Origin of the sequence: Sphingomonas sp. (assembly GCF_017745215.1) — a bacterium.
Classification (GTDB): domain Bacteria; phylum Pseudomonadota; class Alphaproteobacteria; order Sphingomonadales; family Sphingomonadaceae; genus Sphingomonas.
Map to the genome: position 1 here is coordinate 24,881 of NZ_JAGHZV010000019.1, position 14,600 is coordinate 39,480.

The 14,600-nt window shown below is 70.7% G+C and carries 13 protein-coding genes; 11 read left to right on the plus strand and 2 right to left on the minus strand.

The genetic code is table 11. The features are described 5' to 3' along the window. Positions 1-36: 36 nt before the first annotated feature. Positions 37-1,230: a LysR family transcriptional regulator gene (locus J7495_RS16810; RefSeq protein ID WP_294057959.1), complete on the minus strand. Its 1,194-nt coding sequence runs from the start codon at positions 1,228-1,230 to the stop codon at positions 37-39. Between the two features lie 98 nt (positions 1,231-1,328). Between J7495_RS16810 and J7495_RS16815 the strand changes: the two genes are divergently transcribed. Genes J7495_RS16815 through J7495_RS16825 form a run of 3 tightly spaced genes read left to right on the plus strand, consistent with a single transcriptional unit; the run spans position 1,329 to position 3,944 of the window. Next, on the plus strand, positions 1,329-2,003 hold the full coding sequence (locus J7495_RS16815; protein ID WP_294057960.1) for a 4-carboxy-4-hydroxy-2-oxoadipate aldolase/oxaloacetate decarboxylase: 675 nt from the start codon (positions 1,329-1,331) through the stop codon (positions 2,001-2,003). Beyond that, on the plus strand, positions 1,996-3,051 hold the full coding sequence (locus J7495_RS16820) for a 4-oxalomesaconate tautomerase (RefSeq protein ID WP_294057961.1): 1,056 nt from the start codon (positions 1,996-1,998) through the stop codon (positions 3,049-3,051). The genes J7495_RS16815 and J7495_RS16820 overlap by 8 nt, the downstream gene beginning before the upstream one ends. Next, entirely contained in the window at positions 3,048-3,944 is an 897-nt protein-coding gene (locus J7495_RS16825) for an amidohydrolase family protein (RefSeq protein WP_294057963.1), read from the plus strand. The genes J7495_RS16820 and J7495_RS16825 overlap by 4 nt, the downstream gene beginning before the upstream one ends. A gap of 298 nt (positions 3,945-4,242) precedes the next feature. Here J7495_RS16825 and J7495_RS16830 read toward each other — a convergent pair whose 3' ends face one another. Beyond that, entirely contained in the window at positions 4,243-4,713 is a 471-nt protein-coding gene (locus J7495_RS16830; RefSeq protein ID WP_294057964.1) for a MarR family transcriptional regulator, read from the minus strand. A 162-nt stretch (positions 4,714-4,875) separates the two neighbouring features. Between J7495_RS16830 and J7495_RS16835 the strand changes: the two genes are divergently transcribed. From J7495_RS16835 to J7495_RS16870, 8 genes are read left to right on the plus strand one after another with little or no spacing between them, the layout of a single operon-like run. Further along, positions 4,876-5,361: a TRAP transporter small permease subunit gene (locus J7495_RS16835; protein WP_294057965.1), complete on the plus strand. Its 486-nt coding sequence runs from the start codon at positions 4,876-4,878 to the stop codon at positions 5,359-5,361. Continuing rightward, entirely contained in the window at positions 5,358-6,659 is a 1,302-nt protein-coding gene (locus J7495_RS16840) for a TRAP transporter large permease (RefSeq protein ID WP_294057966.1), read from the plus strand. The genes J7495_RS16835 and J7495_RS16840 overlap by 4 nt, the downstream gene beginning before the upstream one ends. Next, on the plus strand, positions 6,656-7,696 hold the full coding sequence (gene dctP / locus J7495_RS16845) for a TRAP transporter substrate-binding protein DctP (protein ID WP_294057967.1): 1,041 nt from the start codon (positions 6,656-6,658) through the stop codon (positions 7,694-7,696). The genes J7495_RS16840 and dctP overlap by 4 nt, the downstream gene beginning before the upstream one ends. Continuing rightward, positions 7,693-8,802 carry a CoA transferase gene (locus J7495_RS16850; protein ID WP_294057968.1) on the plus strand — a complete coding sequence of 370 codons (1,110 nt, stop codon included), beginning with the start codon at positions 7,693-7,695 and terminating at the stop codon, positions 8,800-8,802. Before dctP ends, J7495_RS16850 begins: the two co-directional genes overlap by 4 nt. After that, on the plus strand, positions 8,802-9,800 hold the full coding sequence (locus tag J7495_RS16855; RefSeq protein ID WP_294058011.1) for a CoA transferase: 999 nt from the start codon (positions 8,802-8,804) through the stop codon (positions 9,798-9,800). The genes J7495_RS16850 and J7495_RS16855 overlap by 1 nt, the downstream gene beginning before the upstream one ends. Then, positions 9,797-10,939, plus strand: a complete 1,143-nt coding sequence (locus tag J7495_RS16860) for a CoA transferase (protein WP_294057969.1) — start codon at positions 9,797-9,799, stop codon at positions 10,937-10,939. Before J7495_RS16855 ends, J7495_RS16860 begins: the two co-directional genes overlap by 4 nt. Further along, a complete protein-coding gene (locus tag J7495_RS16865; protein ID WP_294057971.1) occupies positions 10,936-12,180 on the plus strand; it encodes a CaiB/BaiF CoA-transferase family protein in 1,245 nt (414 codons plus the stop codon). The genes J7495_RS16860 and J7495_RS16865 overlap by 4 nt, the downstream gene beginning before the upstream one ends. After that, positions 12,177-14,555, plus strand: a complete 2,379-nt coding sequence (locus tag J7495_RS16870) for a 2-hydroxyacyl-CoA dehydratase family protein (RefSeq protein ID WP_294057973.1) — start codon at positions 12,177-12,179, stop codon at positions 14,553-14,555. Before J7495_RS16865 ends, J7495_RS16870 begins: the two co-directional genes overlap by 4 nt. Positions 14,556-14,600 lie beyond the last annotated feature (45 nt).

Genomic DNA, 14,600 nt, shown 5'->3' on the forward strand with positions numbered 1-14,600 from the left:
ACGCGGCGGTGCGAGCCAATCGGTTTTCGCGGATGGCTATTGGTTTTCCGGAATTCCGGATAGCTGCCTGACCAGATGGAGGAAATGCGCCTGTGCCGGGGTGGGGCGCCAGCCTTCGCGCGTGCTGACGCCGATGATGCGGTTGCTGTCGTCGAGCGGCGGGCCGATCGTGCGGAGCACGCCCGACGCGACTTCGAGCGCGACCTGATCGGGCGAGAGCAGGGTGAGGAAATCGCTCTCGCGCAGCACTTCGCGGATCACCATCACCGATCCGCATTCGATCGGCGCCGGCGGCGGCGCGCGGCCGGCGAACAGCCGCTCCCATTGCGCGCGCAGCGGCGTGCTCGCCTGGCCGACGATCCAGGGATAGCGCGCCAGCGCGTCGAGGTCGGGCGCGGCCTCCGGCGCAAGCGGGTGCTGCGCGCGTGCGACTACGGCGAGGCGATCGGTGAGCAGGGGGAATTGGTCGAGCCCGGCGGGCGGGCGATCTCTAAGGGCACCGATCGTCAAGTCGAGCACGCCGTCGAGCAGCGGGTCGATCAGTTCGCGCCACGAGCCTTCGACCACGTCGATGCGGACGCGCGGATAGTCGGCGGTGAAGCGGGCGATCGCGCGCGGCACGATCATCGCGCGCGACAGCGGCATCGCGCCGATGGTGAGGCTGCCGACCTCGAGGCTGCCCTCGCTGCGGATCTCGGCGATGGCGGCGCCGAGCTCGACGCCGGCGAGCCGCACCCCTCGCGCAAGCCGGTTGCCGCGCACGGTGAGCGCGACGCCGCGGCCGCGGCGCTCGGCGAGGGGGTGGCCGCAGATCTGCTCGAGTTCGCGCACCGCGCGGTGGAGTGCGGGCTGCGAGAGCCCGGTCGCGTCGGCGGCGCGCGCGAAGCCGCTGGCATCGGCGAGTGCCAGGAAGGCGCGGAGCTGGGTGCTGGTCATCAGCAGTTCGGGTCGGTTGAACCCGCGCCCGCTCGATCGGACCGCGCCGGCGAGATGCGCGATCGCGGCGTCGACGCGGACGGAGAGCGTGGTGCCGGCGGGGGTGGCGGTCATGCCGTCGGCGTGGCGCTCGAACAGCGGGGCGCCGAGCCGCTGCTCGAGCTTGGCGACGCCCTGGGTCAGCGCCGGCTGCGAGAGTCCGACGGCCTCGGCCGCGGCGCTCATGCTGCCCTGCGCGACGATCGCCGAGACCGCGCGCAGATGGCGGAGGTTGAGATCGAAGGGCCCGGCCATCGTGCCCTTCTATCGCAAAATCTTATTGCTGTCCCGCAACTCGAATTGCCGGTGTCCCGCGCAGGGGCCTAGCTCGGCGCGAACGCATGGAGACGAGCATGGCCGGGAGAGTGATCCAGAACATCGTGCGCGCCGAAGCGGCGGTGATCGACGGGCTGGGACACGCCGGCGTCGCGACGGTCCATGAGGCACAGGGCCGGACCGGGCTGCTCGCGCCGTACCTGCGTCCGATCTATCCAGGCGCGCGGATCGCGGGCTCGGCGGTCACCATCTCCGCGCCGCCGGGCGACAATTGGATGGTGCATGTCGCGATCGAGCAGCTCGGGCCGGGCGATATTCTGGTGCTCGCGCCGACTTCGCCCTGCTTCGACGGCTATTTCGGCGACCTGCTCGCGACTTCGGCGATGGCGCGCGGATGCCGGGGGCTGGTGATCGACGCGGGGGTACGCGACGTTCGCGACCTGACCGCGATGGACTTTCCGGTCTGGTCGAGAGCGGTATTCGCGCAGGGGACGGTGAAGGCGACATTGGGGTCGGTCAATGTGCCGATCGTCTGCGCCGGTGCGGCGATCGAAGCGGGCGACGTGATCGTCGCGGACGACGACGGGGTGTGCGTGGTTCGTCGCGAGGATGCCGCCGCGGTGCTCGGGAAGGCACAGGCGCGCGAGGCAGCCGAGGAAGCCAAGCGCAAGCGGCTCGCGGCGGGCGAGCTGGGGCTCGACATCTACGACATGCGCGGGAAGCTCGAGGCGATGGGGCTGCGCTATGAGTGACGGCGTGCGCTGCATGTGGATGCGCGGCGGCACGTCGAAAGGCGGCTTTTTCCTTGCCGACGACCTGCCGCAGGATCCCGCCGCGCGCGACGCCTTGCTGCTGCGGGTGATGGGCTCGCCCGATCCGCGCCAGATCGACGGGATGGGCGGGGCCGATCCGCTGACATCGAAGGTCGCGGTGGTCAGCAAGTCCGAGCGCGAGGGCGTCGACGTCGACTATCTCTTCCTTCAGGTGTTCGTCGATCAGGCGATCGTCGCCGACAGCCAGAATTGCGGCAACATGCTCGCCGGCGTCGGGCCCTTCGCGATCGAGCGCGGGCTGATCGCTGCCCGAGACGGCGAGACGCGCGTCGCGATCTTCATGGAGAACACGGGGCAAGTCGCGGTCGCAACGGTGCGGACGCCGGGTGGGGTAGTGACCTATGCCGGCGATGCCTCGATCAGCGGCATGCCGGGCACCGCCGCGCCGATCCCGCTCGCCTTTCGCGACACCGCCGGATCGAGCTGCGGGGCGCTGCTGCCGACCGGCAATGGCGTCGACAGGATCGACGGGGTCGCCTGCACGCTGATCGACAACGGCATGCCCTGCGTGGTGATCGCCGCGGCCGACATGGGCATCACCGGCTATGAGGACCGCGAGACGCTCGATGCCGATGCGGCGATGAAGGCCAGGGTCGAGGCCGTCCGGCTCAAGGCGGGGCCGCTGATGAACCTGGGCGACGTCGCCGAGAAGTCGGTGCCCAAGATGATGCTCGTCGCGCCGCCGCGAGAGGGCGGTGCGATCGCGGTCCGTTCTCTGATCCCGCACCGGGTCCATGCCTCGATCGGCGTGCTCGGGGCGGTGAGCGTCGCGACCGCCTGCCTGGTCGAGGGTTCGCCCGCGGCGGCGCTCGCCCGCGTCCCCGAGGGGCGGAGCAAGACGCTTGGGGTCGAGCACCCCAGCGGCGTCACCGAATGCGTGGTGACGGTCGACGCGGCCGGCCGGCCGGTCGAGGCGGGGATGCTGCGCACCGCGCGCAAGCTGATGGACGGGGAAGTCTTCGCATGAGCGACGTGATCGACGCCGACGGCCGCATCCGCAGCTGGCACGCCAACCCCAGCAAGCCGCGCTACGTGCCGCCCGCGGGCGCGATCGACGCGCATTGCCATGTCTTCGGACCCGCGGCCGACTTCCCGTTCAGCGCCAAGGCCAAGTACCTCCCGCAGGACGCCGGGCCCGAGGCACTGTTCGCGCTGCGCGAGCGGCTGGGCTTCGCGCGCAACGTCATCGTCCAGGCGAGCTGCCACGGTACCGACAATCGCGCGACGCTGCACGGGATCGCGATCTCGAACGGCAGCTGCCGCGGGGTCGCGGTAGTCGACCCGGCGATTGCAGACGAGGAACTGGATGCGCTGCACGCCGGCGGCATCCGCGGGGTGCGGTTCAACTTTCTCAAGCGGCTGGTCGACGATGCGCCCAAGGACCGGTTCCTCGACGTCGCGCATCGCATCCAGCGCCTCGGCTGGCACACGGTCGTGTACTTCGAGGCCGACATCCTCGAGGAGCTGCGTCCCTTCCTCGCCGCGATCCCGACGGCGATCGTGATCGACCATATGGGCCGCCCCGACGTCCGGCAGGGCCCCGACGGCGCGGACATGAAGGCGTTCCGCGCGCTGCTCGACAGCCGCGACGACATCTGGACCAAGGTTACCTGCCCCGACCGGCTGGATGCTGCGGGGCCGCCCTATGCCGATTTCGTCCGTTCGGTCCGTCCGCTGGTCGAGGCCTATCCCGACCGCGTGCTCTGGGGCACCGACTGGCCGCACCCCAACATGGAGACGGTGCTTCCCGACGACGGGCTGATCGTCGACGTGATCCCCGAGATCGCGGGGACCGAGGCGCTGCGGCAAAAGTTGCTCGTCGACAATCCGATGCGGCTCTACTGGCCGGAGGAAGGCTGAAGCTCTCTCCAAATTCGCCGTCACCCCGGCCTTGTGCCGGGGGCCACCCAGTCACCGCGGCAGACCTGAAGCTTCTATCCCAGCCCTCGCCCCCTGGTGGGCCCCGGCACAAGGCCGGGGTGACGGTTTTGGACGCCGGTTCGGATTGTTGGACCGGTTGACACGGTTGACACCAATCATGTCGAAAAACCTTCCTTGGATTCAGCCGATCGAAAACCGCTCTCGGTGCACGTCACGATGAGAAAGAGCGCCCCCGACGCTCGCAGCCGGATTCCAACATTGCAATGCCGAACCCGCCTCAGGCCAGCGGACGCACATAGGCGCGGTAGACCTTGTCGAGCGCGCGGATCAGCACCTCGCGCTCCTCGGGAGTGAGCGCGGCGAGGCCGATGTGCTCGACGTGGAGCATGTTGTCGACGAGCGTCGCGACCGCTTCCTCCCCCGCCGGGGTGATCAGCAGCTGGTAGCGGCGGCGATCGGTGCCCGAGCGCTCGCGCACCGTCCAGTCGCGGCGCTCGAGGTCGTCGATCAGCGAGACGATCACCGACTTGTCCATGCCGATCTCGCGCGCGAGATCGGTCTGCGAGATGCCCGGATTGGCGCGGATGATCTCGAGCGCGCTGAACATGCCCGAGCGCAGGTCCCAGCGCTTCGAACGGTCCTGGAAATCGCGCGAGAGCTGGTTCTGCACGCGCCGCAGCCGGAAGCCCAGCGCCTCGCCGAGCCGGCCCAGCAGGATGCCGTCGCGCTGCTTCGCGGCCCTAGCCATTCCCGATCGCGTGGCCTCCATGCCGGTGGTGGACCCAGGGCGCTATCGCAGAACGCCGGCCCGCGCAACGTCAGGGGCAGTTCCGGAAACAGTTGAATGAATCTATGGTTATATGTAATAACATGTTTGCCGGCCCGATAGACGGCGCGGCAGAGCGAGGGGATGTTGGAAGAGCCGGAAGGGGAGAAGGCGCCGCCGAATCGGCTGACGCGCATCGTCGAGGTGATCGGCGCCGCCGCCTTGCTGGTGGCAGTGGCGACCGATGCGATCGCGGTCGCCGGGCGGCACCTCGGCTTCGCGCTGCTCGGCTCGATCGAGCTGTTCCAGATGGCCGCGCTCGCTGCGACGTCGGCGGCGATCGTGCTGACCACGCTCGCCGGGCGCCACGCCGCGGTGCATGTGCTGGTCGACCATGTCTCGCCGGGGGTGCGCCGGGCGATCCTCTCCGCCGGCCATGCCGCGAGCGCGCTGGCGTTCGCGCTGCTGCTCGCCGGATCGATCTGGATCGCGATCGACTTGTGGCCGACGCATGAGATGACCGAGCTGCTCGGCCTGCCGCTGCGCTGGTTCCGGCTGATCTGGATCGCCGCGGCGGGGATCATCGCCGGGCTGTTCCTCGTCAAGTTCTGGCGCGAGGCGCGCGGATGACGCCCGAGCTTGTCGGCATCCTCGGCTTCGTGTCGCTGCTGCTCGTGCTGCTCGGCGGCATCCCGATCGGCGCGGCGCTCGCGCTGGTCGGGATGGCGGGGCTCGCGCTGATCATTTCGCCCGAGGCGGCGCTGATCAAGGCAGGTGTCGTCTCGTTCGACACGCTCTCGCGCTACGAGCTCGGCGTGCTGCCGCTGTTCATGCTGATGGCGCAGCTCTGCTTCGCCGCGGGGGCGAGCCGCGACTTCTTCGAGCTGGCCTCGCGGCTGATCGGGCACCGCCGCGGCGGGCTCGCGATCGCGTCGATCGGCGGCTGCGCGGGGTTCGGCGCGATCAGCGGGTCGAGCCTCGCGACGGTCGCGACGGTAAGCGCGGTCGCGCTGCCCGAGATGCGGCGCCAGGGCTACAAGCCGGGCTTCGCGACGGGGACCCTCGCGGCCGGCGGCACGCTCGGCTCGCTGACCCCGCCGAGCGGGGCGCTGATCGTCTATGGGATCATCGCCGAGCAATCGATCGGCAAGCTCTTCGCCGCGGCGATCGCGCCGGTGGTGACGCAGGCGCTGTTCTATGTCGTCGCGATCGTGCTGCTCTGCCGGCTGGACCCCGCCAAGGGCCCCGCGGCGCCGCGCGCGAGCTGGGCCGAGCGGCGCGAGGCGATGCTGCGCATCCTCGACATCGGGCTGCTCGTGGGCTTCGTCGTCGGCGGGCTGGTGGTGGGCTGGTTCACCCCCACCGAAGCCGCGTCGATCGGCTGCGTCGGCGCGCTGCTGCTCTGCGCCTTCCGCCGCAAGCTCACCGTCAAGGCACTCCACGGCGCGCTGGTCGAGACGCTCAAGACCACGGGCATGATCTATGTGATCGTGATCGGCGCGATCCTCTTCTCGACCTTCGTCAGCGTCACCGGCATCCCCGAGCATCTCGCGAGCTTCGTCCATGGCGACGGCGCCAACCCGCTGCTCGCGGTGATCGCGATGGCGGCGGTGCTGCTGCTGCTCGGCTCCTTCCTCGACGGGCTGGCGCTGATGCTGCTGACGATCCCCCTGTTCCTGCCGGTGGTCGGCGGGCTGGGGCTCAGCCCGATCTGGTTCGGCATCTTCCTGGTGCGGACGATGGAGATCGGCTTCGTCCATCCGCCGCTGGGGTTCAACGTCTATGTCATCCATTCGATGGCGCGCGACATCTCGCTGGGGACGATCTTCCGCGGGATCGTGCCGTTCCTGCTCAGCGATTTCCTCCATCTGGCGCTTCTGATCGCCGTGCCCGGGCTCGCGCTGTGGCTGCCGGAGCTGCTCAAATGACGCGCCTTTCCGCCTTGCTGCTCCTGTTCCTGCTCGCCGCCTGCGGAGCCAGGCCCGAGCCCGGGGTGCGCGTGCTGAGCTACGCCAGCCCTTACCCTGCGACGCACACCTTCAGCCGCGCCGACATCGTCTGGATGAAGTTCATCGAGACCGAATCGGGCGGGCGCATCCGCATCCGGGCCTATTGGGGCGGGGCGCTGCTCAGCTCGAACGAGAATATGGTCGAGATCCGCCACGGCGTCGCCGACATCGGGATGATCACGCCGATGTATGCGCGCAGCGCACACCTCCAGCGCAGCCAGCCGAGCTTCTACAGCGGGATCGGCAGCATCCGCGACCAGATCGCCATCTACCGCTGCGTCGCCGAGCAATTCCCCGAGATGGACGCCGACATGCCCGGGCTCCACGTGCTCGCGGTGCAGGGCGGCGGCTTCCCCGGCATCCTGACGCGCGGGCGCCCGGTGCGCAGCCTCGAGGACCTGCGCGGGCTCAGGCTGCGCGCGCAGGAGGATACCGCGGCGGTGCTCGAGGCGCTGGGTGCGGACCCGGTCAACCTATCGATGGCCGAAGTCTATCCCGCGATGGCCAAGGGGGTGATCGATGGCGTGGTGGCGCCCCCCGACGCGCTGCGCGCGATGCACCTCGCCGAGGTCGGGCGCTATTATTCGACCTTGCGCATCCCGCGCGGCGCCTATCCGGCGCGGGCGATGAGCGAGCGGGTGTGGCGCTCGCTGAGCCCCGCGGACCAGGCGCTGTTCACCCGCGGCGAGGCGGTGTGGGAAGCGGCGCTCGCCGAGGGGATCGAGAAGGCGACCGAGGCGGGCGCGCAATATGCCCGCGACGCCGGAGTGGCGTTCATCGATCCGGCGCCGGGCGCGCAGGACCGGTTCGACGCGCTCTACCGCGACAATTCGATGCGGCTCGCCCGGCGGCTGTCGCGCTTCGGCGTCGACGGCGAGGCGATCGCCAACCGCGCCGCCGCGCTCGTCGCCGAGCGGCGGGCGGGGCGCACCCTGACGTGTGGAGGCATGCGATGAGCGGGGCGCTCGCGGGCGTGAAGATCGCCGATTTCAGCTGGGTCGGCGCAGGGCCGCGCGCGACCAAGGACTTGGCCGATCACGGCGCGACGGTGGTCAAGGTCGAGAGCCGCAAGCGCCTCGACCTCGGCCGGCTGAGCCCGCCGTTCAAGAACGGCAAGCGCGATCCCGATGGTTCGGCCTTCTTCGCGATCACCAACACCAGCAAGCTCGGGGTGACGATCAACCTCTCCGATCCGCGCGGGATCGACGTGGCGAAGAAGCTCGTCGCCTGGGCCGATGTCGTGGTCGAGAATTTCGGCAAGGGCTTCATGGAGCGGATCGGGCTGGGGTTCGACGTGCTGAGGGCGCTTAGGCCCGATCTCATCTATCTGTCGGTGAGCGTCGCGGGGCGCGAGGGGCCGATGTCGGATCTGCGCGGCTATGGCAATTCGGCGGCGGCGCTGTCGGGGCTGGCGGCGCTGTCGGGCTGGCCCGACCGCGAGCCGCACATGCCGCCGTTCGCTTATGGCGACGTGGTCGCGCCGATGTTCGCGACGGTGGCGGTGCTCGCCGCGCTCGAGCATCGCCGCGTGACGGGCGAGGGGAGCCGGCTCGACGTGTCGCAGGTCGAGCCCTTGGTCCATGTGCTCGGCGACGTGATCGCGCGGGCGCAGATCGAGGGATTCGCCAAGCCGGTGCCGCATGGCGTCTATCCGGCGCGCGGGCACGACCAGTGGATCGCGATCGACGTGCGCGACGAGGCCGGGCGGGCGCGGCTTGAGGCGATGGCGGGGGACGATCTCGCGGCGTGGACCACGGGGCAGGACAAGCACATCCTCGCCGAGCGGCTCCAGCAGGCGGGGATCGCCGCCGAAGCGGTGGCGGATGGGCGCGACGTGTTCAGCGATCCCGAGCTGGTGCTCGGCAGCCATTTCGTGCCGATCTCGCATCCGGTGCTGGGGACATGCGACATGCCCGGACCGCCGGCGGATTTCTCGGCTTCGGAAGTGGTCGTCGGCCCGCCGCCGCGGCTGGGGGAGCACAACCACCAGGTCTTCGTCGAGATGCTCGGGATCGATGCTGGCGAGATCGCCGCGCTCGCGGAAGCGGGAGTGCTGTCGTGATGCTGGGGCATCTCAAGGTGGTCGACCTGACCTGTGGGCTCGGCGGCTATGCCGGGGTGATGCTCGCCGAGCTGGGCGCGGCAGTGACGCTGGTCGAGTGGTGCCCGCCGCAGGGCGACGCAGCGGAAGTGGCGATGGACCGGCGGGGGAAGCGCGTGGTGGCGCTCGACCTGGAAGGCGCTCGCGAGCTGGTCGCCGGAGCGGACATCCTGTTGCGCGGACCCGAGGCGTTCGAGGCCGACGTCGGCACGCACCCCGCGCTGATCGACGTCGCGATCCTCGCCTTCGAGCCCGGTCGCGCCAACGCCGCTCGCCACGCCACCGACCTCACGCTGATGGCGCGCTCGGGCCTCGTCGCGATCGGCGGAGACCCGGACCGCGCGCCGCTGAACCTCCCCGGCCGCCAGGCCTGGGCGCTCGCCGGCATCCAGGGCGCGATCGCCGCGCTAACCGCGCTCCACGCCCGCGCCGCGAGCGGGGCGGGGCAACGCGTCCAGGTCTATGCCTATCGCTCGGCAGTGCTCGCCAATTACCGCGAGCCGCTCACCTGGGGCTGGACCGGGCGGATCGGCGCGCGGACGGGCAACCTGCTCGTGCGCGGCAAGTCGGGCGTGCGGCAGATCTGGCAGGCGGCCGACGGGCATGTCACCTGGGCGCTGGTCGACAATCCGCCGATGATGCGTGCCTTCGTCGCCCAGATGGGCGCGATGGCGGGCGAGCTCGCGCAAGTCGACTGGGACGCGATTCTCGTCGCCGACATGCCGCAGGAGACGCTCCGGCGCTGGGAGGGGCTGGTCGCCGCCTGGCTCGCGACGATGAGCCGCACCGAGCTCACCCGGCTTTCCAACGCCCACGGCATGGGCCTCTCGGCGATCGACGGCGTCGGCGACGTCCTCGCCAGCGAGCATCTCGCCGCGCGCGGGCTGTGGCGCGACGCCGAGATCGACGGGCATGCGGTGAAGCTGCCCGGCCCCCTGTTCCTCCGGAGCCCTGCATGACCAGACCCGCGCTCGACGGCATCCGCGTCGTCGACTTCTCCAAATTCCTCCCCGGGCCCTATTGCACCTGGATGCTTGCCGACCTCGGCGCCGACGTGATCCGCATCGAGCATCCGCGCGAGCTGGCGAAGCAGGCGAAGGTGTTCGGCTGGGACCGTCTCAGCGACGCCGAGCGCGCCCGCATCCGCGCGCAGGACATCTTCGCGCGCGGCAAGAGGTCGATGCTGCTCGATCCCGGCGCCGAGGAGTCGCGGCCGGCGATCGAAGCGCTGCTGCGCACCGCCGACGTGCTGGTCGAGGACTACCGCCCCGGCGTGCTCGCCTCGATGGGCTGGAGCTATGACGCGGTCGCGGCGATCAACCCGCGGCTGGTCTATTGCTCGGTGAGCCTCTGCGGCCAGACCGGCCCCTATCGTGACAAGCCCGGCCATGATCCGGTCGCGCTGGCGGTATCGGGCGCGCTGTCGCGGATCGGCGAGAACCCCGAGCGGCCCGGCTCGGCAGGGGTGCCCGTCGCCGACCTGCTCAGCGGCTCGAACGCCGTGATCGGCATCCTCGCCGCGCTCCACGCCCGCGCGGCGACGGGCCGGGGCCAGCAGGTCGACATCGCGATGTCGGACAGCGCCATGGCGCTGATCGCGCCGGTGATCTCGCGCAACCCGGATCCGACCAAGGCCTCGCCGCGCGGCCGCGCGCGCGCCGATTGCGGCATCTACGTTTGCGCCGACGGCGGCTTCCTCGTCACCACCGACATGGAGCCGCGCTATTGGGAGCGGTTCTGCGAGGCGATGGGGCGGAGCGACTTCATCCCGCTCCAGAACGACGCCGCGCGCCGGCCCGAGATCGTCGCGTGGCTCGAGGCGCGCTTCGCCGAGCAGCCGCGCGACCATTGGCTTGCGCTGCTGGGCGCGGCCGACACGCAATTCGCCGCGATCAACAGCGTCGAGGAAGCGCTCGCCGATCCGCACAACCGCGCGCGCGGCATGGCGATCGAGGTGCCGCACGAGACCGGCTCGCTCCGCCACATCGGCTCGCCGATCCACCTTTCCGAAACCCCGCCCGTCGCTCCGCGCCCCGCGCAGCCGGCCGGGGCCGACACCGCGGCGATTCTCGCCGAACTGGGACTTTTGACCGAATGACCGATCTTCCCCGCCCGCTCGAAGGCCTGCGCGTGATCGACCTCACCCGCGCGCTCGCGGGCCCCTATGCCACGCTGCTGCTCGCCGGGCTCGGCGCCGAAGTGATCAAGGTCGAGGACCCCAAGGGGGGCGACCTCGCGCGTGACAACAGCCCCTATGTCGGGCGCGACGGGATCACGATCGAGCGCCAGCATGCCGACGACCTCTCGGTCTCGCACCTGACGCGCGCGCGAGGCAAGCAGGGGGTCGCGCTCAACCTCAAGCACCCCGAAGCGCGCAACGTGTTCGCCGATCTCGTCCGCACCGCCGACATCGTCGTCGAGAACTTCACCGCGGGCACCGCCGACCGGCTGGGCGTGGGCTATGAGGCGGCCCGCGCCGCCAACCCCCGCGTGATCTACTGCTCGCTCAGCGGCTTCGGCGCCGACCAGCCCGAGGGCGGCAAGGCGATGGACGTGATCATCCAGGCGCTCTCGGGCGCGATGTACACGAGCGGCGATGCCGACCACCCCCCAGTCAGGATGGGTATTCCGGTGGCGGACATGCTCGCACCGGTGTTCGCGGTGATCGGCATCCTCTCGGCCGTCCACCAGCGCGAGCGGAGCGGGGAGGGGCAGCATGTCGACATCTCGATGCTGGGCGCGCTCACCTCGTTCGTCGCGATCGAGAATTGGGCGGCGATGCGCGCGGTCGACATGCCGGCTCGCACCGGGCTGACGGTGCAGCGGCTCTCGCCGTTCGGCGTGTTCGCCTGCGTCGATGGCTATATCGCGCTGGTTGCGGTGCACCACAAGCTGGCGCTCGGCCTGTTCGAGGCGATGGGCCGGCCCGAGCTGATCGAGGACCCTCGCTTCGCCACGCGCGACGGGCGCGTCGCCAACGCCAATACGCTCGAGGCGCTGATCACCGCCTGGTCGTGCATGCTGCCGGTGAGTGAAGTGGTCGCGCGGCTCGAGGCGAAGGGGGTGCCGGTGGCGCCGGTGCGCCATCCCGAGGAAGCTTTGGTCGACCCGCGCGTGCTGGCACGCGAGGAGACCAATGCCGTGTCGCACCCCGATTATGCCAGCTCGGTCGAGCTGCGCACCGCGGGCATCCCGATCCGCTTCTCGCGCGCGCGCGCGGGGTTCGACGCGGTGCTGCCGGTGCGGATCGGCGAGCATAACCGCCAAGTGTTCGGCGACCTGCTCGGCTATGATCCGGCGCGACTGGCGGCGCTCGCCGACCAAGGCGTGATCGCGTGACGGCCGGAGAGGCGCTTGCCGCTTTCCGGGCGGCCGCGGCCGATCCGGGCGCGGTGGCGGCGCAGGTTCGTGGCGAACGGCGAGTCGTGTGGATGCTGGGCAGCGACTTGCCGTACGAGCTGGTCGAGGCGTTCGGCCAGCATCCGGTGCGGCTGGTGCCCGACCGGCGGATCGACACGCAAGCGATCGACGCGCTGGTCAACGCCGAGACCATGGGTGTGCGAGGCCGGGCGCTGCTCGCGGCGATCGTCGCGCTGCCGCGCGAGGATGCGTTGCTGATCTCGCACGCCGATTCCGAGCAGCCCCAGATCTTCGCGACGCTGCGCGAGCTGGCGCGGACGGGCGCGATCGCGAAGCCGGACGTCCACTTCCTCGACTTGCTGACGATCGATCGCCCGGCAACGCGGACGTACAACCGTGCCAGGATCGAGCAAGCGGCAGCGTGGCTGGGCGGCGCGGCCGATTGGACCGGCGCCTTCGAGGCGGGGAATCGCCGTAGGGCGCTCCTGCGCGACGTGCTCGGCCTGCGCGCCGAGGGTCGGCTGAGCGGAACCGATGCGCATGCGATCCTGGCGGGCGCGGCAGTGCTGCCGTCGCCGGAATGCTGCGCAGCACTCGAAGCGATCCGCGACCTGCCCCGCCGCGAAGGACGCCGCTTCCTGCTGAGCGGCTCGGACATCGAGGATATCGCGGTCGTCGAGGCGATCGAAGCCGCCGGGCTGCTGATCCTCGGCGAGAACCACGGCTGGGGCGAGCTCCGCGCGCGCCGCGACCTCCACGCCGCCGGCGATCCGATCAACGCGCTCGCCGCAACCACGCTCGCGCCGCGCTCGGGGCCGTTCTCGAACGCCGCCCGACGTGCCGGGAGCCTTGCCGTCCGGGCCGAGGCACTCGATGTCGAGGGGGTGCTCCACCTGCGTATCGCCAATGACGACAGCGCGCCCTGGGAGGTCGCCGCGCTGCGCGAGGCGCTGGGCGATCGGCCGCTGTTCCTCGCCGAGGACCCGATCACGCCCGAACGCATTGCCGCGGCCCTGGCCGGCGAGACGCCCGCGCACGAGGCCCCTTTCGAAGCGCCGCAACGCGGCACCCCGCGTCCCGCACGCAGCCGCAAGTCGCTGGACGCGATCGCGCGTTTCGGCGCCTATCAGCGCGAGTGGTTCGCAACCGTGCGAGCGCAGGCGGCCAATTGCGAGCCGTTCGCAGCGGTCAACGCCAACGCCCCCCAGGAAATCCTCCGTGCGCTGGGCGTGCCGTTCGTGGTCAACCAGTGGTGGGCCTCGATCGTCGCCGCCAAGCAGCAGTCGGCTCGCTACGCCGCGCTGCTCCGCGCGCATGACCTGCCGGGCGACGTCGAGGCGTACAGCGCGCAGGGCATCGCCGCGCTGTTCGAGGAGGATGCCGAACGGGCACCCTGGGGCGGGCTGCCAAGGCCCGATCTGCTCGGCGCGGTGCTGATCACCGACGCCACCGCGCGCATCTTCGAGGCCTGGGCCGAACGCTCGGGCGCGCTGCTCCAATCCTATGAGCGCAGCATCGAGAGCCGCTGGGACATCCCGATCGACTGGTGGGACGGGCTCGCCGACGGCTGGGACGACCTGATCGAGCCCGAGCGGCTCGACCTGTTCGAGGCCGGCTTGCGCGAGGCGATCGGCCAGATCGAGGCGCTGACCGGGCGGACGCTCGACCCCGCGCGGCTCGAGCACATCATGGACCTCGTCAACGCGCAACAGCGCCATTACCGCGCGACGCGCGACCTGGTCGCGCGAACCGTGCCCGCGCCGGTGAGCGTGGTCGACACCATGCCGGCGACGATGGTGCCGCAATGGCATCGCGGCACCGAATGGGCGCGCGACGCGGCGCAGGCCTTCCACGACGAAGTCGCCGCGCGCGCGGCCGCCGGGGAGGCGGCGTGCCCGAACGAACGCATCCGGCTGATGTTCGTCGGACGCGGGTTGTGGAGCGACATGGGCTTCTACCAGCGATGGGAGGAGAGCCATGGCGCGGTGTTCGTCTGCTCGATGTATCTGAGCCTCGCCGCCGACGGCTACATCCGCGAGCATCACGGCGGCAACCTGGTCCGGGCGCTCGCGGCGCGGTTCGTGACGATGGGCGACGAGCTGCGCATGCCGAGCTGGGCGGGGGCGTGGCACGTCAAGGAAGCGCGGCTCCACCAGTGCGACGGCGCGGTGGCGCTCTCCGACGCCGATCCGCTGGTGATCCGCGCACTGCGCGAGGCGGGGATCGCGGTGCTCGAGCTGGGGATGGACAATTATGTCCGCGACGAAGCGGCCGAGGCGGATCTGGACGCGCGGGTCGTGGCGTTCCTCGAGGGTCCGGCGGGCGAAGCGAGCAGGAAACGATTGGACGATTGAAAGCGCTTGCATCGCGCGCTAGCGAAGGTCCGGAGAGGAACGACG